This is a genomic window from Brooklawnia cerclae, assembly GCF_011758645.1.
Taxonomy (GTDB): Bacteria; Actinomycetota; Actinomycetes; order Propionibacteriales; family Propionibacteriaceae; genus Brooklawnia; species Brooklawnia cerclae.
On the sequence record NZ_JAAMOZ010000001.1, the window covers coordinates 787,342 to 808,111 of the forward strand.

Consider the following 20,770-nt stretch of genomic DNA (forward strand, 5'->3'; position numbering starts at 1 on the left):
TCCGGTGGTCCCGCGGACGCGATGTTCGCGCTGTCGAAGTCCACCCAGTTCGACTGGCGTCTGGCCTTGGACGACCTCGACGGTTCGATCGCCCATGCCGGGGCTCTGCACACCGCCGGCCTGCTGTCGGACGACGACCACGCGGCGATGGTCGAGGCATTGGAGCAGCTACGGGCCGATGTCCAGTCGGGCGCGGAGACTCCGGCTCCCACCGACGAGGACGTCCATGGGGCTCTGGAGCGCATGCTCGTGGAGCGGGTCGGTCCCGAACTCGGTGGGCGGCTGCGTGCCGGCCGGTCGCGCAACGACCAGATCGCGACTCTGGTGCGCCGGTACCTGCGCCGTGAGATCAGGCTCGTCGCGTTGGACGCGCTCGGCGTGGTGGATGCCCTGCGCGGTCAGGCCGAGGCGAATCTGGGCGTCATCATGCCTGGCCGGACGCACATGCAGGCGGCACAGCCGGTGCTGCTCAGCCACCAGCTGCTCGCTCACGCCTGGCCGCTGGTCCGGGACGTGGAGCGGTTGGAGAACCTGGACGGACGCCTGGCGCTCAGCCCGTACGGATCGGGTGCGCTGGCCGGGACGTCGCTGGGCCTCGACCCGGAGCAGGTGGCCTCCGAGCTGGGGTTCTTCGGATCGGTGCCGAACTCGATCGACGGGACCGCGGCCCGCGACCTCGTGGCGGAGGCGGCCTACGTGCTGGCGCAGATCGGCGTCGACCTGTCGCGGCTGTCGGAGGACGTGATCGCGTGGGTGACCCCGGAGTTCGGGTTCGCCGCGCTGGACGACGCCTGGTCGACCGGATCGAGCATCATGCCGCAGAAGAAGAACCCCGATGTGGCCGAGCTGGCACGTGGCAAGGCCGGACGGCTGATCGGCAACCTCACGGGACTGCTGGCGACCTTCAAGGCTCTGCCACTGGCGTACGACCGCGACCTGCAGGAGGACAAGGAGCCGCTGTTCGACTCCATCGACCAGCTGCACGTGCTGGCGCCGGCGGTGGCGGGCATGGTCGCCACCCTGCGGTTCGACGCGCAGCGCATGGCCGAGGCCGCACCACGGGGGTTCTCGCTGGCCACCGACATGGCGGACTGGCTGGTTCGTCGGGGGGTGCCGTTCGCCCGGGCTCACGATGTCGCCGGGGGGGCTGTGAGGTTCTGTGAGGCCGCGGGCATCGGCCTGGCCGACCTGGACGCGGAGCAGCTGGCCGAGATCGCCCCTGAGCTGGACGAGGGCGTTCTGGAGGTCCTCACGATCGAGGGGTCGGTGGCCTCACGCGACGGCCGGGGCGGTACGGCACCAGAACGTGTACGCGAGCAGCTCTCCGAGCTCGAGGAGGCCGTCCATCAGGCCGGCGATTGGGCGACGGACGAGGAGGCAGGCAAGGCGCGCGCCCGGCGGGCGGAGTGACGCGACGGTCGTCCCCTGGACATCCGATGGCGTCCCGGTGGACGCACGCGTTGGGCCGTCACGAGCGCTGGCGGATAACCTGATCGGGTGAACGCACTGCTCGACGAACTGACATGGCGTGGCTTCATCGCCCAATCGACCGATGAGGCGGCTCTGGCCGCGCATCTGGACGAGGGGCCGGTCGCGTCCTATGTCGGCTTCGATCCCACGGCGGCGAGCCTGCACATCGGCCACCTCATGCAGCTCATCGTCGCCCGGCGCCTCCAGGAGGCGGGCCATCGCCCGGTGTTGCTGGTCGGCGGGGCGACAGGGCTGATCGGCGACCCCAAGCTGACCGGGGAACGCGTCATGAACGACGCGGACGTCGTGGCCGGGTGGGCGGAGCGGCTGCGCGGACAGGTGACCCGCTACGTGGACTTCGGGGGATCCAACCCCGCAGTCGTGGTCAACAATTACGAGTGGACCTCGAAGCTGTCGACCCTGGAGTTCCTGCGGGACGTCGGCAAGCACTTCTCGGTCAACCGCATGCTTGCGCGCGACGTGGTGGCCAGACGCCTGGACGACGGCATCAGCTTCACCGAGTTCGCCTACGTGCTGCTGCAGTCGTTGGACTACTGGGAGCTGTTCCGTCGCCACGGGGTGACGCTCCAGACCGGAGCGCAGGACCAGTGGGGCAACATCACCGCCGGCATCGACTTCATCCGGCGCAAGGAGGGGGCGGTCGTCCACGGGCTGGTGACGCCCCTGCTGACGAAGGCCGACGGAACGAAGTTCGGTAAGACGGAGACGGGCACGGTCTGGGTCGACCCCGAACTCACCTCCCCCTTCGCGTTCCACCAGTTCTGGCTCAATGCCGAGGACGCGAAGGTCGTCGACTACCTGAAGATCTTCTCCTGGCGAACCAGGGACGAGATCGCGGAGCTGGACGACCAGACGAGGAACAGACCCCAGGCGCGTGCCGCTCAGCGAGCGTTGGCCGACGACATCACCGATCTCGTCCACGGGCGGGCCGAGCGGGAATCCGCCGAACTGGCGGGACGTGCGCTGTTCGGTCGAGGGGAGCTGGCCGCGTTGCCGCCGGGCACGTTGTCGGCGGTGATGGACGAGCTCTCCGCCGCGCCGTTACCGCCGGTCGACGGGCAGCTTCCCCTGGTCGTCGATGCGATGGCCTCGGCGGGCGTGGTTCCGTCGCGGTCGGCCGCCAGGCGGGCGGTCGAGGAGGGGGGCGCCTACCTGAACAACCGGAAGGTGGAGCAGGTGGACGCTCGCCTGCACGCCGACGACCTGCTGCAGGGACGCTGGGCTGTGCTCCGGCGTGGACGCAAGACCGTGGGTGCCGTCGACCTCGTTCCGACCGAATCTGCTTCTGACTAGGTTGGACAACGGGTTGCAGATGCCGATTTGTGCGGAGTTGATCCCGTGTGTAATGTAGGCCGAGCCTTCTGAGCGAGACAGACGCAAAGAGAACGGGTTCTGAACCCCCTGATGGGTGGGGCAGGCACGGTCTGCGGCTGGGCCAGAGGCCGACCAACGAACCTCTACGATTCGCCGCCGACCGCGCGGTGCGCAGACGGGCGTGTGTCCAGATTGGGCCCGCCACTGAGCGCGCCTCGAGCCCGGATGGTTGCGGATCGAGGGAATCGGTCAGAAGATCCGGAAACGGATTTGACGGGCTGGGAACCAGGGAGTAACGTTGGACGAGCCGCTCCGGTTGCCGGAGAGGCGAGGATGACAACTACAGATCGGCTTCAGGAAAGGCCTTCAAAAGCCTTTGCAATACCTGAAGGTGATCGCCAATAAGGCGGTCGAAGTGAGGATTTGACAATCCAAACGAGATCGCCTAAGGTTAACCGAGTTGCCCCAAGTTGCGGCTGACAAGCCAAAACGAGGGACGCACCCGAAACTTGAGAACTCAACAGCGTGCTTAAAGTCAATGCCAAATATGCACTAAACAAACCCGTCACTTGGCGGCGAGAGAAATCTCAAATCCAAGTAACGGATTCCTTTGATGAGTGACAATCCAGTGATGGAGATCTTGTCAGCATCAACCTCAAAGTTGACGACATCGGTCTTTGACCGTCGTCGATTGTTTTTCAACGGAGAGTTTGATCCTGGCTCAGGACGAACGCTGGCGGCGTGCTTAACACATGCAAGTCGAACGGTAAGGCCCTTCGGGGTACACGAGTGGCGAACGGGTGAGTAACGCGTGAGTAACCTGCCCTTGACTCTGGGATAACAGTTGGAAACGACTGCTAATACCGGATATTCAGCATCCTCGGCATCGTGGATGTTGGAAAGCTCCGGCGGTCAAGGATGGACTCGCGTCCTATCAGCTTGTTGGTGGGGTAGTGGCCTACCAAGGCGACGACGGGTAGCCGGCCTGAGAGGGCGACCGGCCACATTGGGACTGAGATACGGCCCAAACTCCTACGGGAGGCAGCAGTGGGGAATATTGCACAATGGGCGCAAGCCTGATGCAGCAACGCCGCGTGCGGGATGACGGCCTTCGGGTTGTAAACCGCTTTCAGCAGGGACGAAGTGAAAATGACGGTACCTGCAGAAGAAGCACCGGCTAACTACGTGCCAGCAGCCGCGGTGATACGTAGGGTGCGAGCGTTGTCCGGATTTATTGGGCGTAAAGAGCTTGTAGGCGGTCTGTCACGTCGAAAGTGCAAACTCAGGGCTTAACCCTGAGCCTGCTTTCGATACGGGCTGACTAGAGGAAGGTAGGGGAGAATGGAATTCCCGGTGGAGCGGTGGAATGCGCAGATATCGGGAGGAACACCAGTGGCGAAGGCGGTTCTCTGGACCTTTCCTGACGCTGAGAAGCGAAAGCGTGGGGAGCAAACAGGCTTAGATACCCTGGTAGTCCACGCCGTAAACGGTGGGTACTAGGTGTGGGGGACATTCCACGTTCTCTGTGCCGTAGCTAACGCATTAAGTACCCCGCCTGGGGAGTACGGCCGCAAGGCTAAAACTCAAAGGAATTGACGGGGCCCCGCACAAGCGGCGGAGCATGCGGATTAATTCGATGCAACGCGAAGAACCTTACCTGGGTTTGACATATACCGGAAACATCTGGAGACAGGTGCCCCGCAAGGTCGGTATACAGGTGGTGCATGGCTGTCGTCAGCTCGTGTCGTGAGATGTTGGGTTAAGTCCCGCAACGAGCGCAACCCTCGTCCTATGTTGCCAGCGGATAATGCCGGGGACTCATAGGAGACCGCCGGGGTCAACTCGGAGGAAGGTGGGGATGACGTCAAGTCATCATGCCCCTTATGTCCAGGGCTTCACGCATGCTACAATGGCCGGTACAAAGAGCTGCGAACTCGCAAGGGTAAGCGAATCTCAAAAAGCCGGTCTCAGTTCGGATTGGGGTCTGCAACTCGACCCCATGAAGTCGGAGTCGCTAGTAATCGCAGATCAGCAACGCTGCGGTGAATACGTTCCCGGGGCTTGTACACACCGCCCGTCAAGTCATGAAAGTCGGTAACACCCGAAGCCGGTGGCCCAACCTTTTGGAGGGAGCCGTCGAAGGTGGGACTGGTAATTAGGACTAAGTCGTAACAAGGTAGCCGTACCGGAAGGTGCGGCTGGATCACCTCCTTTCTAAGGAGCCATTGGCCAGACGCGAAGCGTACTGGTCCATTGTGTTGTCTTCGAGCGAACGTCTCGAAGGAACACTGGCTACGGAATGTGGAACATTGACCGCTAAGTCGATTCGATCATCGACGTCAGTACAACCCGCAAGGGAGTGGAACCTCGAAAGCGATCGAATTGACCTGAGCACGCTGTTGGGCCCTGAAGGGTCGGTTGCGATGCAACCATCTTTCAGCGGACCAAGGACTGAGGCCCATGAGGCCGAGGGAGTTGGGCCCGCCCGTATTTTGAGAACTACACAGTGGACGCGAGCATCTTTGTAGAACAACAAGCTACTAAGTGCAATCGGTGGATGCCTAGGCACCAAGAGCCGAAGAAGGACGTAGGAACCTGCGATAAGCCCCGGGGAGCTGGTAACCAAGCTGATCCGGGGATCTCCGAATAGGGAAACCCTGAAATACCGGAGTCATGTCCGGCAACCTCTGCCTGAACACATAGGGCAGCTGGAGGGAACGTGGGGAAGTGAAACATCTCAGTACCCACAGGAAGAGAAAACAACCGTGATTCCGTAAGTAGTGGCGAGCGAACGCGGAACAGGCCAAACCGTATGTGTGTGATAGCTGACAGGCGTTGCACATGCGGGGTTGTGGGGTCGCTCTGATGGGACTGTCATCCCGTCAAGGAGTCAAAAATGATCAGCGAAGTAGAAACACTCTGGAAAGTTGTGGCACAGAAGGTGAAACCCCTGTACACGTAACCTGATCACTCCTGAGCGTCACCCCAAGTAATGCGGAACCCCTGAAATTCCGCATGAATCCGGCGGGACCATCCGCCAAGCCTAAATACTCCTTGGTGACCGATAGCGGACAAGTACCGTGAGGGAAAGGTGAAAAGTACCCCGGGAGGGGAGTGAAATAGTACCTGAAACCGATTGCATACAACCCGTCGGAGCCCGTAAGGGTGACGGCGTGCCTTTTGAAGAATGAGCCTGCGAGTTAGTGGTATGTGGCGAGGTTAACCCGTGTGGGGGAGCCGTAGCGAAAGCAAGTCCGAATAGGGCGTTCAGTCGCATGCTCTAGACCCGAAGCGGTGTGATCTATCCATGGCCAGGGTGAAGCGACGGTAAGACGTCGTGGAGGCCCGAACCGACCAGGGTTGAAAACCTGGCGGATGAGCTGTGGATAGGGGTGAAAGGCCAATCAAACACCGTGATAGCTGGTTCTCCCCGAAATGCATATAGGTGCAGCGTCACGCGTTTCTTGTCGGAGGTAGAGCACTGGATGGTCTAGGGGGCCTACCAGCTTACCGAAATCAACCAAACTCCGAATGCCGACAAGTGAGAGCGTGGCAGTGAGACTGCGGGCGATAAGGTTCGTAGTCGAGAGGGAAACAGCCCAGATCATCAGCTAAGGCCCCTAAGCGATAACTAAGTGGAAAAGGATGTGGAGTTGCGGAGACAACCAGGAGGTTGGCTTGGAAGCAGCCACCCTTGAAAGAGTGCGTAATAGCTCACTGGTCAAGTGATTCTGCGCCGACAATTTAGCGGGGCTCAAGTTATCCGCCGAAGCTATGGCATTCGCGCATGTACCTGACTTCGGTCCAGGTGCGCGGATGGGTAGGGGAGCGTCGGGTGTGCGAGGAAGCGGCGGGGTGACCCAGCCGTGGAGTGCACTCGAGTGAGAATGCAGGCATGAGTAGCGAATGACGGGTGAGAAACCCGTCCGCCGAATATCCAAGGGTTCCAGGGTCAAGCTAATCTGCCCTGGGTAAGTCGGGACCTAAGGCGAGGCCGACAGGCGTAGTCGATGGACAACGGGTTGATATTCCCGTACCGGCAAAACTAACGACCCTGCCGAATCAGGTAATGCTAAGCACGCGAGGTTGTGGATGTCTTCGGACTGAAGCCGCTGAGTCTGCGACCCAAACTTGTAGTAGGCAAGCTGCGGAGGGACGCAGGAAGGTAGCCGTACCGGGTGATGGTTTCCCGGGGTAAGAGCGTAGGGTGGCAGATAGGCAAATCCGTCTGCCGTTAGCCTGAAACTTGATGCATAGGCCTTATGGCCGAATTCGGTAATCCTATGCTGCCTAGAAAAGCTTCGTGAGCGAGTTGTGAGCCGCCCGTACCCTAAACCGACTCAGGTGGATAGGTAGAGAATACCAAGGCGATCGAGAGAATCGTGGTGAAGGAACTCGGCAAAATACCCCCGTAACTTCGGAATAAGGGGGACCGGAGGGGTGCATAGCCCTGATGGTCGCAGAGACCACGCCCAAGCGACTGTTTACCAAAAACACAGGTCCGTGCCAAGTCGAAAGACGATGTATACGGACTGACTCCTGCCCGGTGCTGGAAGGTCAAGGGGACGTGTTAGCGCAAGCGAAGCACTGAACTTAAGCCCCAGTAAACGGCGGTGGTAACTATAACCATCCTAAGGTAGCGAAATTCCTTGTCGGGTAAGTTCCGACCTGCACGAATGGAGTAACGATTTGGGCACTGTCTCCACCACGAACTCGGCGAAATTGCATTACGAGTAAAGATGCTCGTTACGCGCAGCAGGACGGAAAGACCCCGGGACCTTTACTATAGTTTGGTATTGGTGATCGGGACGACTTGTGTAGGATAGGTGGGAGACTTTGAAGCAGCCACGCCAGTGGTTGTGGAGTCAACGTTGAAATACCACTCTGGTCGTTCTGGTTATCTAACCTAGGTCCATTATCTGGATCAGGGACAGTGCCTGATGGGTAGTTTGACTGGGGCGGTCGCCTCCCAAAAGGTAACGGAGGCGCCCAAAGGTTCCCTCAGCCTGGTTGGCAATCAGGTGACGAGTGTAAGTGCACAAGGGAGCTTGACTGTGAGACAGACATGTCGAGCAGGGACGAAAGTCGGGACTAGTGATCTTACGGTGGCGAATGGAAGCGCCGTAACTCAACGGATAAAAGGTACCCCGGGGATAACAGGCTGATCTTGCCCGAGCGCTCACAGCGACGGCATGGTTTGGCACCTCGATGTCGGCTCGTCGCATCCTGGGGCTGGAGTTGGTCCCAAGGGTTGGGCTGTTCGCCCATTAAAGCGGCACGCGAGCTGGGTTCAGAACGTCGTGAGACAGTTCGGTCCCTATCCGCTGCGCGCGTAGGAATCTTGAGAAGGGCTGTCCTTAGTACGAGAGGACCGGGACGGACTAACCTCTGGTGTGCCAGTTGTTCTGCCAAGAGCACGGCTGGTTGGCTACGTTGGGAAGTGATAACCGCTGAAAGCATCTAAGTGGGAAGCACGCTTCAAGATGAGGATTCCCTCAGAGTTAATCTGGTAAGGCCCCCGGCAGACCACCGGGTTGATAGGTCGGACGTGGAAGTGCGGTAACGCATGGAGCTGACCGATACTAATAGGCCGAGGGCTTGTTTCTACAAAGATGCTACGCGTCCACTGTGTGGTTCCCGAGATACGGTCGGGGACTCGTAGGAGTCGATGACTCCTCGTTTCCGCCACATCTCCATAGTGTTTCGGTGGTCATGGCGAAAGGGAAATACCCGGTTCCATTCCGAACCCGGAAGTCAAGCCTTTCAGCGCCGATTGTACTGCAGGTGGGAACCTGTGGGAGACTAGGACGCCGCCGGACATTTAAACTCCCCCTGGAGCTTCGGCCCCCGGGGGAGTTTTTTGTTGTCCGCGAGCTGGTGTTCACCGGCCGCTCCACAGACAGGCAGAATTGGTCCATGACTTCAGCAGCCACGCCGGATGACCGGGACGATCGGCGAAGCAGAGGCGCCGGCGGCCGCAGCGGTCGATCAGGATCCGGCGCCAAGGGGCCGGGTGCTGCCCGGCGCTCGAACTCGTCCGGCTCAGCGCGATCGGGGTCCGATCGGCAGGGAGCCTCTCGCTCGCAGGGCTACCGGGGCTCTCGGTCAGGCAGTTCGGACTCCGACGACCGTCGGCGCAACGGACGCCGACCTGCTGACGCCTCACGGCGTGACCGGGACACTCGCGAACAAGGGACTCGTGACGACGATCGTCGTGAGCGGTCCGCCGGCGCCAAGACGCGCAGGCGTGACGAGGGCGCTCCTGCGTCCCGCTCCGGCTCCGAGGGTTCTCGTCCCAAGGGACAGCGCTCCTACACGGGCAAGCCTCGCTACGCGGGCTCTGCGAACCGCTCCGAGCCACGGGACCGCGACGAGTCTCGTGGCCGCGGTGAGCGCCCCACCACCGGGGCCCGAGGCGCTGACGGCGAGCGGAACTCGAAGTCCCGCGACGAGTCACGTGGATACCGGGCAGGCTCCGCCTCCCGGCGCGGTGGTCAGCGTCCAGGCTCTCAGCGTCGTCCGGACTCTCAGCGTCGCCCTGTCTCGCAGCGAGCCGGGCGCGCCGAACGCGAACTCGAGAAGGTGGAGCGAATCGTCCCACCCGGGCTGGAGCGCGGAGCGGACGAACCAGACCTGCCCGAGGGCTACGACGAGTCGACGTTGCCCTTCGGCGTCCGGGCCGAGCTACGCGGACTCAGCAAGCAGCTCGCCGGGCGGGTGGGCGGACATCTCGCCGCCGCGGCCGAGCTCGTCGATCTCGATCCGGCGCTCGCCCTCCGACATGCCCTGGTCGCACGAAGGCTGGCCTCCCGTCTGCCGGTGGTGCGTGAGGCAGCTGCCGAGGCGGCTTATGCGGCCGGCGAGTTCGGGATCGCCCTGACGGAGTACCGGGCGATCCACCGCATGACGGGCAACGACGACTACCTACCGGTGATAGCCGATTGCGAGCGTGCGGTGGGCAAGCCACAAGCGGCGTTGCGGACGCTGCGGGAGGCGAACCACGGACGACTGAGCGCCGAGCAGAGGATCGAGGCGATCCTGGTGGAAGCGGGCACCCGCGACGACCTGGGCCAGCGGCCCGAGGCACAGCGGCTGCTGAAGGAAGCGATCGAGGCTCGCCGGGGTGGGCGCCGGGGACAGGCCCGGCTGCGCTTCGCCTATGCCGAACTGCTGCACGAGGCGGGGCAGGAATCGGCGGCGCGGGACTGGTTCGCCTCCGCCGACGCCTACGACGATCAGGGCGAACTCGAGGTGAGCCGACGAATCGCCGAACTCGACGGGATCGAGGTCCCCGAAGGGTCCGACGACGGTTACGACGACGAGTTCGAGGTCGTGGACGTGGACGTCGAAACGGACGAGGCTCCTGAGGAGGAGGAATGACGCGGTTCATCGACGCCTACGACGCGGCCATGTTCGACCTGGACGGGGTGGTCTATCTGGGGCCGGAACCGGTCAAGGGGTCGCCGGAGACGTTGTCGGAGTTGCGCGTTCTGGGCGTCCGCATCGGATTCGTCACGAACAACGCCGGTCGGTCGGCCGAGGTCGTGGTCGAACACCTCAACTCGCTGGGCATCGAATGCCATCGCGAGGACGTCGTGACGAGCACCCAGGCGATCGCCCAGCTGATGCTGCGCGAACTCCCCACCGGCGCGAAGGTGCTGGTGTGCGGGGCCCAGGCACTTGCCGACGAGATGGCGTCCGTGGGCTTCACCCTGGTGGACAACTATCTCGGCGAGCCGGACGCGGTGGTGCAGGGCTACGACCCGCAGATGTCGTTCCCGCAGATCGACGACGCATGCTTCGCCATTCAGCGCGGAGCCAGATGGTTCGGCACGAACACCGACATCAACCGGCCGACCCACCTCGGCCTGACCCCCGGCGCCGGCTCCCAGATCGCCTGCGTCCAGGTGTGCGTCGACACCGAGCCGATGATCGCAGGCAAGCCTTACCCGCCGCTGCTGCAGGAGACGATCAAACGCATCGGAGCTGAGCATCCGGTGTTCGTGGGCGATCGTCTCGACACCGACATCGCAGGCGCCCACAACGTCGGGATCGATTCGTTCCTCGTCTTCACCGGCGCCCACGGCAAGCGGGAGCTGGTCGCGGCGGTGCCCCAGCAGCGTCCCACGGCCATCGGCCACGACCTGCGCGGGCTCGTGCGTCCCAAGCGTGAGGCCACGTGGGACGGAGCGATCGTCCGGTGCCAGGACGCGGTGGCGACGGCTTCGAGCGGCCAGGTGCATGTCGAGGGCCCGCTGGACGACGTCGACCAGCAACTCGACGCGCTGTGGGCCGTCGTCCAGCACACGTGGCGTGATGCGGGGCTCGACGCATCGGCCGCACTCGATCGGCTGGGACTGCTGTCATGAGCGACGAGCCCGATCGTGCTTCCGGCCGGACGACGCCTCCGGTGACCGGTGACGAGCGCATCGATTCGGCCATCGCGGCGCTCGGCGACCTCGACGATCTCCCCGCGGGAGCGCGGCTGGAACGCCTGACCGAGGCTCACGAGGCGCTGGTCGAGGTGCTGGAGACCTCACGCGATTCCTCGGCGGGCCAGGCAGGCCGGATTCCGGGGCCGGGCGCGCACTAGTCATGAGACTCGATCTGGCCCTGGTCCAACGCGGGCTGGCGCGTTCCAGGTCGCAGGCCCACGAACTCATCCGCTCCGGGCGGGTCCGCGTCAACGGCAGCGGGGTGCGCCGTCCGGCCCATGACGTCGATGCGGGCGACACGGTCGAAGCGGATGCCGATCGCTGGGTGTCGCGGGCGGCGCACAAGCTGATCGGTGCCCTCGACGCGAGCGGCACCGCCGTGCCGGCACGTGTGCTCGATGCTGGAGCCTCCACCGGCGGATTCACGCAGGTGCTGCTCGATCGGGGTGCCCGTCGCGTCTACGCGGTGGATGTCGGGCACGATCAGCTGGCGCCGGTGATCAGGCAGGATCCGCGCGTCCGCGTGCGGGAGGGGCTCAACCTGCGAGACCTCGGCATGCACGACCTGGACGACGAGCCGGTCGACCTCGCCGTCGGCGACGTCTCCTTCATCTCCCTGGTGATGCTGCTGGAGCCGATCTTCGCTGTCGTCGCCCCCGGCGGGCAGGCGCTGCTCATGGTCAAGCCTCAGTTCGAGGTGGGACGCGAACGACTCGGCGCCGGGGGCGTCGTCCGGTCGGCGGCCGATCGTGCCGAGGCGATCGATCGGGTGGTCGCTCGTGCCGGTGAACTCGGCTGGACGGACACGTGGCGAGGGGACAGCCGATTGCCGGGACCCGCCGGAAACCTGGAGCACTTCGTGCGTTTCGAACGCGAGTCGTCGTCCCGAACGAGTGGGCCGACGCCGTTCCGGGGTGAGGGTGGGTAGGCTGCAACGCGTGAGCCAGACCGCAGCGCCGAGCACCGGGCACCCGAGCCAGCCACGCCGGGTGGGCATTCTGCTGCACCCGGCGCGGCCTGAAGCCGTCGATGCGGCGGTCGAGTTCGTGCGGGGTATCGCCGGGAGCGGCATCACCTGCGTCGGGCTCGGCGAGCGCGTCCCCGAACTGCAGCACCGTCTCCCCGACATTCCCATAGAGCGACAGCCGGCGTCCCGGCTCGGCGACGTGGAGCTCATGGTCGTGTTCGGTGGGGACGGCACGATCCTGCGGGCCGCGGAGTTCGTCGTCCCGCTAGGCGTTCCCCTGCTGGGCGTCAACCTCGGACATGTCGGGTTCCTGGCCGAGCTCGAGTCGCACGACCTCCACAAGCTCGTCCAGCACGTCGCCGACCGCGACTACACGGTCGAGGAACGGCTCACCCTGCGCGTCGAGGTCTCCGACCGGGCCGGTCTCCCGGTCTGGCACTCGTTCGCCGTCAACGAGGTCTCGCTGGAGAAGGCCGCCCGCGAGAAGATGCTCGACGTTCTCGTCGAGATCGACGGTCTGCCGATCTCGCGCTGGGGCTGCGACGGCATGCTCGTGTCGACGCCCACGGGCTCGACCGCCTACGCGTTCTCGGCCGGGGGACCCATCGTCTGGCCGGACGTGCAGGCCTTCCTCGTCGTCCCGATGGCCGCTCACGCACTGTTCGCCCGTCCCATGGTGCTGGAACCCAACTCGCGGGTCGATCTGACGCTGTCGAGCCACGTCGTCGCGCATGCCATCGTCTGGTGCGACGGACGGCGCTCGATCGACCTGGCTCCGGGCGCCCACATCACCGTGTACCGCGGTGAGCACAACCTCCGGGTGGCCAGGCTGCAGGAGCAGCCGTTCACGTCGCGGCTGGTGAAGAAGTTCGAACTGCCGATCGACGGTTTCCGGGGTCCGGGGCAGCGCTGATGCTGGTCGAGCTGCGGATCGCGAACCTCGGAGTGATCGCGGACGCGACCTTGTCCCCGTCGCCGGGCATGACCGTGGTCACCGGCGAGACCGGCGCCGGCAAGACCATGATCGTCACGGGGCTCGGCCTGCTGCTGGGGGAGCGGGCGGACGGCGGAATCGTCCGCAGGGGCAGTTCGAGGGCCGTCGTGGAGGGTAGGTTCACCGGCCTCGATGCCGTGACCGATGCCCTCGACGGAGTGGGAGCAGGCCTCGACGGGGACGAACTGCTGGTGGCCCGGCACGTGAGCGCCCAGGGCCGTTCCCGGGCCTTCGTCGGCGGCGTCCAGGCGCCGATCTCGCACATGGGCGCGATCACCGGCGAACTGGCCACGATCCACGGCCAGTCGGAACAGCTCCGACTGGGGACGGCCGAGCGGCAGAGAGAAGTGCTGGACCGCAGCGGTGGCACCGCGCTCGCGAATTCGCTGACCGCCTACCGCGAGGCCTTCGCCCGGCGTTCGGCGCTTCGTGCTGAGCGCGAGGACATCGTCGCCCATGCGCTGGAGCGTGCTCGCGAGGCCGACCTCCTGCGGTTCGGGCTGGACGAGATCACGCACGTCGATCCCCAGCCCGGTGAGGACGAGCAACTGGCGACGGAGGCCGCGCGGCTCCAGGCGATCGACGATCTCCGCATGCTGGCCGAACGCGCGGGTCATGCGCTGTCGGGCTCGGACGAGGGCGATCCGGACGACCCGGGCGCCGTCGGTCTCGCCGGGGTCGCGCGTCATGCCCTCGACCAGGTGGCCCAGCTGGACGACGGCGCCCGTGAACTGGCCGGGCTGGCCCGTTCGGTGACCGGACAGGTCAACGACCTCGCGGCACAGGTGGCGTCCTACCTCGCCGATCTCGATGCCGACCCCCTGCGCTTGGAGGCGGTGACCACGCGGCGGGCAGAGCTCGCGTCCCTCACCCGGAAGTACGGCACCACCATCGACGAGGTGCTCGCCTGGGCGCAGGAGGCCGCCGCTCGCTGCGCCACCCTGTCGGACAGCGACGACCGGCTCGCGCACCTTGATGCGGAGCTGTCCAGGCTGGACGGACGCGTCGCGGAACTCGGGCAGGAACTGACAGACCTGCGTGAGCAGGCCGCCGATCGGCTCACCAGGGCCGTGCAGGGTGAGCTGGCCGCGCTCGCCATGCCTCATGCCCGACTGGGCTTCGACCTGCGCCCCCTGCCGGAGCCCGGGCCGTGGGGACGCGAGCAGATCGTGCTGCTCTTCGCCGCCAACCCGGGAGCGGTACCCGCGCCTCTGGCCAAGGTCGCCTCCGGTGGCGAACTCTCGCGCGTCCGGTTGGCGCTCGAGGTGGTGCTGGCGGCCGGCGATCCCGGGCACGTCTTCATCTTCGACGAGGTGGACGCCGGGGTCGGTGGCGCGGTCGCCGTCGAGGTCGGCCGTCGCCTGGCACGCCTGGCCGCCCACTCCCAGGTGATCGTGGTCACCCACCTCGCCCAGGTCGCGGCCTTCGCCGACGCTCATTGGGTCGTCTCGAAGTCGGACGACGGCCGCGTCACGACCAGCGATCTGAGATGCCTCACGGATGACGACCGGGAGGCCGAGCTGGCCCGGATGATGGGGGGCCTCGCCGACAGCGAGTCGGGGCTCGCCCATGCCCGCGAACTGCTGGCCAACGCTCGGGACGACGCCACTCCGAGCGTCTGAGCGGGCTCCACCGTGGTGCCGCCGGTTTGTTGTCGGCGTGCGATGTCGTGTAGCGTCCCTATCGTCATAAATGAGAACGACTATCATTCTCTATGAATGGTGACCGTGTGATGAGGGAGCCGTGGGATGCCCGCAAGAATGGCACGTCGCGCAGTGTCGGTGTTGACAGCAGTGCTGATGATGATCGGGGGCGCCCTGGGCGGTGTCACAGCGGCCTTCGGACAGGAGGGTGAACCTCCCGCCCCGCAGGACAAGCGAGTGCTGGGCGCCGTCCACACCGATGCGATCGCGGCCTTCGTGGACGACGGTCGGCTTGTCGCACGGACGATGGCCGACGTCGACGGCGAGCTGGGGAAGCGTCTCGAGACCGACTCGCTGATCTTCAACCTGGACGGCGGCCAGACCAGCGTTCCGGCTGGAGCCTCGTACGAGTTCCTCGGCCCCCGCGAGACCATCTGGATGGCACCGCAGACCCAGAACATGTCCCTCATCTGGCCCGGGTTCTCGACGCAGGCACCGAGCCTGATCGAGGCGATCGGAACCAGCGGGGTCGTCGGGATCGACCTCACCGGGTTCGAGGGGCCGCAGTCCGACAGCTATCTCGAGGTGTTCACCATGGGGGCTTTCGGCAACCCGACACGCATCTACTCCACGAAGGACTCCCTGACCTCGTGGTCGCGCAACGCGAACATGCACACCCACGTGAACTGGGCCTTCTCGGACCCCGGCAGGTATGTGCTCGAGTTCACGCTGTCGACCATCATCGACGGCACGCCCCAGACCGCCACCCAGGACTACGTCTTCTTCGTCGGCGACATGGCGGACTACCCGACCGTCACGCCCACCGTCGCGCTGACCTCCGATCCGGCGGAGCCGGGCGTCGGCGAGACCGTGGCGCTGACCGCCACCGTCGCCCCGGCCGAGGCCGAGGGCTACGTGGAGTTTTTCGACGGCAGCACCTCCTTGGGCTGGGAGACCGTCGAGGACGGCCAGGCCAGCCTGTCCGATGTCGCGCTGTCGGTCGGTGGCCACTCGCTGACCGCGAACTTCACGCCTCGGTGGTCGCAGGAGTCCGCTGCGGCGCAGTCCGACGCCATCAACGTCCAGATGCCGGGGGCGACCCTGGTCAACACGGCTCCGCCCTCGATCTCGGGCACCCCGGCCGTGGGCGGGGTGCTGACTGCGAGCGAGGGGGGATGGACCCCCGCTCCCGACTCCGTCTCGTACCAGTGGTTGCGCGACGGCCACCCCGTCACGGGCGCGACCGGAGCGACCTACACGCCAGGCGTCGCGGACGCCGGTGCGACCATCAGCGCGGCTGTGACCCTCGTCGCCCAGGGCTACGAGGACGCCGTCGCGACCACCGAGGGGGTCGTCATCGACCGGCAGCCCCTCATCGACCCGCCCGCGTCCCCGGCCGCGGACGAACTCGACGACGGCAATCACAGCGGCCTCCGGGCGGTCGTCGACGAGGGTACCGTCACGATCCGTTTCGCGGACGGTGCGGTCACCGACGGGGACTGGGTCTACCTGCACGGATACTCCGAACCGGTCGACCTGGGATGGCACCAGGTCAGGGACGGCGCGATCGTGGTGGACGTCAGCGGGCTCACACCCGGGGAACACCGGATCGCGGTGCAGGCGCTGGACGGTGGCCTCATCGGCTGGGTGGGTCTCACCGTCGTCAAGGCTCCTGAACCCACCGACTCCGTACCCAGCAGCCCCGTCTCCTCGAGCCCCACGTCGTCGGATCCCGCGTCGAGCGCGCCCAGGTCCAGCGCTCCTACGGGTGCCGATGGGCGTCCCTTGCCGCAGACCGGACTGTTCGGCGGTGCGCCGTCGTCCGGTGGGGGTTTCGTCGGGGCCGGTGCGGGCGTAGGGGCTGTGCTCCTTCTCGGCCTGGGGGCATGGCTGGTGGTCCATCGTCGGACGACCCGCAAGGACTAGGGCATCCGCACCGGCTCGCGGGGGAGTAGGCTGCCGTCCCAGACTGCGCGAGCGAAGGAGTCGCCGATGAATGACCTGCCCCCGTTTGGGCCGGGACGCCACCTGTTGAGCGTCCAGCAGTTCGATCGGGAGGGGTTGATGCGGTTGTTCGGGCTCGCCGATCTCGTGCGGCCGATCGCCGCCCGCCGTGAGCGGTGCACCGTGCTGGACGGCGCGGTGCTCGGCAGCCTGTTCTTCGAGCCGAGCACGCGAACCCGGCTCAGCTTCGAGTCGGCTTTCCTCAGGCTCGGTGGGGAGGTCACGACCACCACGGGCTTCACGTTCTCGTCCATGGCCAAGGGGGAATCCATCCACGACACCTCACGTGTGGTGTCCGGATACTCCGACGTGCTGGTCGTCCGTCACCCGGACGAGGGCTCAGTGGCGGAGTTCGCCGCGGCATCGGTCGTCCCCGTCGTCAATGCCGGCGACGGGACGGGAGAACACCCCAGCCAGGCGCTGCTCGACTTCTACACACTCGGCAACGAGCTCCAGGCGCGGGGCAAGCCGGTCGACGGGTGCACGATCGCGATCGTCGGCGACCTGAAGTACGGCCGCACGGTGCATTCGCTGATGAAACTGCTCGCGGTGGCCGATCACATCGCATTCCGCATGTTCAGCCCGCCCAGCCTGGAACTGCCGATCGAGGTGGAACGCTACGTCAACGAGCGCGGCCACACCGTGCACGAGTGCGACTCCGTGGCCGAGGCCGTGTCGGGCGCCGACGTGGTGTACGCCACCCGCGTCCAGCGCGAGCGCATGACTGAGGAAGTGCTGGCTACGGCGAACGTGTCGGGCAACCTGCTGAACCGCCGGATCCTGCGGGATGCCGACGCGGAGGACATCATCATCATGCATCCGCTGCCCCGCGACTCACGGCTCGACTCGTTCGACCTCGCCACGGACGTGGACGACCTGCCAGGGCTGTCCATCTTCCGCCAGACCGACAACGGCCTTCTGATCCGCATGGCGATCTTCCTCACTGCTCTGGGGTGCTCACCCGAGGAGGTCCAGGCGGCCACCAAGCCCCATCGTTGGGACGCGACCCTTCGCTGGCCGTGATCAGTCGGCGAACACCCGTGCGAGGTCGTACGCGGGCGCTCGCTCGACCTGCTCCAACAGACATGAGGCCGGCTGCCTGTCGGGACGGAACCGCAACAGCGTGACCGCGTGCCGGAAGCGGTAGCCCTCGAGTTGATCGAACGCCACTTCGACGACGAGTTCCGGGCGCAGCGCCACGGCCTGCGGATCGTCGGCGGCCTGGAAGCGGGAACGGGGACGTTCCAGCGTGATCGGCGTGCCGGTATCGTCCCGCACCACCAGCGGCGCGAGTTCGTGTTCGAGACTGTCGCGCAGTTGATCCGGCAACGCGCCGATCCCCCCGATCGGCACCAGCGTGCCGTCGTCGGTGTACAGACCCAGCAGCAGTGAACCCACTCCGTGCCCGCGCTTGTGGACGCGGTAACCGACGACGACCGCCTCGGCGGTGCGGTGGTGCTTGACCTTCAGCCATCCCCGCTTCCCGGGTTCGTAGACGCCCCGGCGGTCCTTGGCGACGATCCCGTCGAGGCCTGCCCCCTCGAAGCCCGTGAACCAGCGCGCGGCCAGGTCGGGCTCGTCGGTCCAGCGGCTGAGGTGCACCGACGGGTGGTCCTCGCGCGCGGCGAAGAACGCGTCCAGACGGTCGCGTCGCTCCTGCCAGCCGAGGCTGGTCAGATCGTCACCGCCCTCGGCGAGCAGGTCGAACAGGATCAGTTCCGCGGGCGTCTCGGCCGCGAGACGGGCCACGCGCGAGGCGGCCGGATGGATGCGCTGGCTCAGCGCCGTCCAGTCGAGACGTTCCGCCCCGGCCGCGCCCGTGCGGACGACGAGTTCGCCGTCCGCGATCATTCCGTCGGGCATCCATCGTCCGAGCGCGGCGACGACCTCGGGGAAGTAACCCGTCAGTGGCTTGCGGCCCCGGCTGTCCAGCACGAGTTGGTCACCGTCCCGGCCGACGATGCACCGGAACCCGTCCCACTTGGGCTCATAGGCGAAATCGCCGCCCGTCGGGATCACGTCGACAGACTTGGCGAGCATCGGCGCCAGGGGCAGCCGCAGCGGCAGCGTCATGGGCACCATCCCAGCACGGCAGGCCGCTTCAGGGAACCCCGTGGGCGACACGATCGGACGCCAGGGTGTGCCGATGCCACGCGGACGACAGCGACGTTGTAGGCTGGAGGCCCGTGGGGAACGCCAATCAGACCAAACATGTGTTCGTGACTGGAGGCGTCGCCTCCTCGCTGGGTAAGGGGCTCACGGCCTCCAGCCTCGGCCGATTGCTGGTGGCTCGCGGCCTGCGAGTGACCATGCAGAAACTCGATCCGTATCTCAACGTGGACCCGGGGACGATGAACCCGTTCCAGCACGGTGAGGTGTTCGTCACCGAGGACGGTGCCGAGACCGATCTCGACATCGGTCACTACGAACGCTTCCTCGACCGCAACCTGACGGCCGAGGCCAACGTCACCACCGGCAAGGTCTACAGCAGCGTCATCGCCAAGGAACGCCGCGGCGACTACCTGGGTGAGTGCGTTCAGGTGATCCCGCACATCACCAACGACATCAAGGAGCGCATGCTCGGAGTCGCACAGCCGGGCGACGACATCGTCATCCACGAGATCGGCGGCACGGTGGGCGACATCGAGTCGCAGCCCTTCCTGGAGGCGGCTCGTCAGGTCCGTCACGACATCGGCCGTGAGAACGTGTTCTTCCTGCACGTCTCGCTCGTTCCGTACATCGGGCCCAGTGGGGAGCTGAAGACCAAGCCCACCCAGCACTCGGTGGCTGCCCTGCGGGGAGCGGGCATCCAGCCGGACGCGGTCGTCTGCCGTTCGGCCATGCCGATTCCCCAGGGAATCAAGCACAAGGTCGCCATGTTCTGCGACGTGGACGAGGAGGCTGTCATCAGCTGCCCCGACGCGCCCAGCATCTACGCGATCCCGAAGGTGCTGCATGCCGAGGGCCTGGACGCCTACGTCGTGCGCCGCCTGGGCGTGCGTTTCCGCGACGTCAACTGGGACAGCTGGAACGATCTGCTCGAGCGCATCGAGCACCCGCGCCAGACCGTGACCGTCGCGCTCGTGGGCAAGTACATCGACCTGCCGGACGCCTACCTGAGCGTGGTCGAGGCTCTTCGTGCCGGCGGCTTCGCCAACTGGGCGAGGGTCGAGGTGCGGTGGGTGCCCAGCGACGAATGCGAGACCCCTGAGGGGGCCGCTTCCCATCTGGGTGACGTCGACGGCGTGGTGGTTCCGGGTGGCTTCGGCATCCGCGGTGTCGAGGGCAAGGTCGGCGCGATCTGCTACGCCCGGGAGCACCAGATCCCCATCCTCGGGCTCTGCCTCGGCCTGCAGTGCATGGTGATCGAGGTGGCCCGCGACATGGCCGGGATCACCGACGCGGCGTCGAGCGAGTTCGACCCGGAGTCGGCCAACCCCGTGATCGCCACGATGGCCGAGCAGCAGTCCATCGTGCAGGGCGACGGCGACCTGGGCGGCTCGATGAGGCTCGGTGCGTACCCGGCCGAGTTGGTCAGGGGCACCCTGGTGCAGCAGCTCTACGGCAGGACGAAGGTCGAGGAGCGTCACCGCCACCGCTACGAGGTGAACAACGCCTACCGTGAGCGCTTGGAGGCCGCAGGCCTGGTGATCTCGGGCCTGTCGCCCGACCGCAACCTGGTCGAGTTCATCGAGCTGCCGACCAGCGTCCACCCGTTCTTCGTCGCCACGCAGGCACACCCGGAGTTCAAGTCGCGGCCCATCGGGTCACACCCCCTGTTCAAGGGGCTGATCGCTGCGGCGCTCGCCCGTCAGGCCGAGTCGCGTCTGCCCGTGGACGCGCCCGAGCCCGCGTCGCAGCCCGCGCCCGCCGAGGAACTGGTGACGGCTCCCACCGCGACCGTCACGGCCTGAGGAGGCCG

General features: G+C 65.6%; 12 protein-coding genes and 3 rRNA genes. 14 read left to right on the plus strand and 1 reads right to left on the minus strand.

What is annotated here, in order from left to right:
* The first annotated feature begins 21 nt into the window (after positions 1 to 21).
* From argH to pyrB, 13 genes are all read left to right on the plus strand, one after another.
* On the plus strand, positions 22 to 1,410 hold the full coding sequence (gene argH, locus FB473_RS03855; RefSeq protein ID WP_243863740.1) for an argininosuccinate lyase: 1,389 nt from the start codon (positions 22 to 24) through the stop codon (positions 1,408 to 1,410).
* An 87-nt stretch (positions 1,411 to 1,497) separates the two neighbouring features.
* A complete protein-coding gene (tyrS, locus tag FB473_RS03860; protein WP_167164985.1) occupies positions 1,498 to 2,784 on the plus strand; it encodes a tyrosine--tRNA ligase in 1,287 nt (428 codons plus the stop codon).
* Positions 2,785 to 3,503: 719 nt separating this feature from the next.
* Positions 3,504 to 5,019 (plus strand): 16S ribosomal RNA (locus FB473_RS03865).
* 316 nt (positions 5,020 to 5,335) lie between these two features.
* Positions 5,336 to 8,411 (plus strand): 23S ribosomal RNA (locus tag FB473_RS03870).
* Positions 8,412 to 8,507: 96 nt separating this feature from the next.
* Positions 8,508 to 8,624, plus strand: a 5S ribosomal RNA gene (rrf, locus tag FB473_RS03875).
* The 16S, 23S and 5S rRNA genes sit together here, the layout of an rRNA operon.
* 763 nt (positions 8,625 to 9,387) lie before the next feature.
* Positions 9,388 to 10,185, plus strand: coding sequence for a hypothetical protein (locus tag FB473_RS03880; protein WP_341770020.1), 798 nt, complete (start codon positions 9,388 to 9,390; stop codon positions 10,183 to 10,185).
* The gene (locus FB473_RS03885) at positions 10,182 to 11,174 is read left to right on the plus strand and encodes an HAD-IIA family hydrolase (RefSeq protein ID WP_167164987.1); all 993 of its coding nucleotides are present in this window, start codon (positions 10,182 to 10,184) and stop codon (positions 11,172 to 11,174) included. Before FB473_RS03880 ends, FB473_RS03885 begins: the two co-directional genes overlap by 4 nt.
* Positions 11,171 to 11,398, plus strand: coding sequence for a hypothetical protein (locus FB473_RS03890; protein ID WP_167164989.1), 228 nt, complete (start codon positions 11,171 to 11,173; stop codon positions 11,396 to 11,398). Before FB473_RS03885 ends, FB473_RS03890 begins: the two co-directional genes overlap by 4 nt.
* 2 nt (positions 11,399 to 11,400) lie before the next feature.
* A complete protein-coding gene (locus FB473_RS03895) occupies positions 11,401 to 12,168 on the plus strand; it encodes a TlyA family RNA methyltransferase (protein ID WP_167164991.1) in 768 nt (255 codons plus the stop codon).
* A gap of 10 nt (positions 12,169 to 12,178) precedes the next feature.
* Positions 12,179 to 13,120 carry an NAD kinase gene (locus tag FB473_RS03900; protein ID WP_167164993.1) on the plus strand — a complete coding sequence of 314 codons (942 nt, stop codon included), beginning with the start codon at positions 12,179 to 12,181 and terminating at the stop codon, positions 13,118 to 13,120.
* Positions 13,120 to 14,823 (plus strand): DNA repair protein RecN, encoded by a 1,704-nt coding sequence (gene recN, locus FB473_RS03905; RefSeq protein WP_167164995.1) that lies wholly within the window; start codon positions 13,120 to 13,122, stop codon positions 14,821 to 14,823. The genes FB473_RS03900 and recN overlap by 1 nt, the downstream gene beginning before the upstream one ends.
* Before the next feature lie 138 nt (positions 14,824 to 14,961).
* Positions 14,962 to 16,770 (plus strand): choice-of-anchor M domain-containing protein, encoded by a 1,809-nt coding sequence (locus FB473_RS03910; RefSeq protein ID WP_208390423.1) that lies wholly within the window; start codon positions 14,962 to 14,964, stop codon positions 16,768 to 16,770.
* A gap of 66 nt (positions 16,771 to 16,836) precedes the next feature.
* The gene (gene pyrB / locus FB473_RS03915) at positions 16,837 to 17,871 is read left to right on the plus strand and encodes an aspartate carbamoyltransferase (protein ID WP_167164999.1); all 1,035 of its coding nucleotides are present in this window, start codon (positions 16,837 to 16,839) and stop codon (positions 17,869 to 17,871) included.
* On the opposite strand, the gene FB473_RS03920 is transcribed toward pyrB, so the two are convergent.
* On the minus strand, positions 17,872 to 18,921 hold the full coding sequence (locus tag FB473_RS03920; protein ID WP_167165001.1) for an ATP-dependent DNA ligase: 1,050 nt from the start codon (positions 18,919 to 18,921) through the stop codon (positions 17,872 to 17,874).
* A gap of 113 nt (positions 18,922 to 19,034) precedes the next feature.
* On the opposite strand from FB473_RS03920, the gene FB473_RS03925 reads away from it, so the two are divergent.
* The gene (locus FB473_RS03925; protein WP_167165003.1) at positions 19,035 to 20,762 is read left to right on the plus strand and encodes a CTP synthase; all 1,728 of its coding nucleotides are present in this window, start codon (positions 19,035 to 19,037) and stop codon (positions 20,760 to 20,762) included.
* Positions 20,763 to 20,770 lie beyond the last annotated feature (8 nt).

What these genes read in the sequence shown, in the direction of transcription:
- pyrB (WP_167164999.1), top strand. Translation starts at nt 16,837, where the DNA reads ATGAATGACCTGCCCCCGTTTGGGCCGGGACGCCACCTGTTGAGCGTC.
- argH (WP_243863740.1), top strand. Translation starts at nt 22, where the DNA reads ATGTTCGCGCTGTCGAAGTCCACCCAGTTCGACTGGCGTCTGGCCTTG.
- recN (WP_167164995.1), top strand. Translation starts at nt 13,120, where the DNA reads ATGCTGGTCGAGCTGCGGATCGCGAACCTCGGAGTGATCGCGGACGCG.
- FB473_RS03920 (WP_167165001.1), bottom strand. Translation starts at nt 18,921, where the DNA reads ATGACGCTGCCGCTGCGGCTGCCCCTGGCGCCGATGCTCGCCAAGTCT.
- FB473_RS03890 (WP_167164989.1), top strand. Translation starts at nt 11,171, where the DNA reads ATGAGCGACGAGCCCGATCGTGCTTCCGGCCGGACGACGCCTCCGGTG.
- FB473_RS03895 (WP_167164991.1), top strand. Translation starts at nt 11,401, where the DNA reads ATGAGACTCGATCTGGCCCTGGTCCAACGCGGGCTGGCGCGTTCCAGG.
- FB473_RS03885 (WP_167164987.1), top strand. Translation starts at nt 10,182, where the DNA reads ATGACGCGGTTCATCGACGCCTACGACGCGGCCATGTTCGACCTGGAC.
- FB473_RS03910 (WP_208390423.1), top strand. Translation starts at nt 14,962, where the DNA reads ATGGCACGTCGCGCAGTGTCGGTGTTGACAGCAGTGCTGATGATGATC.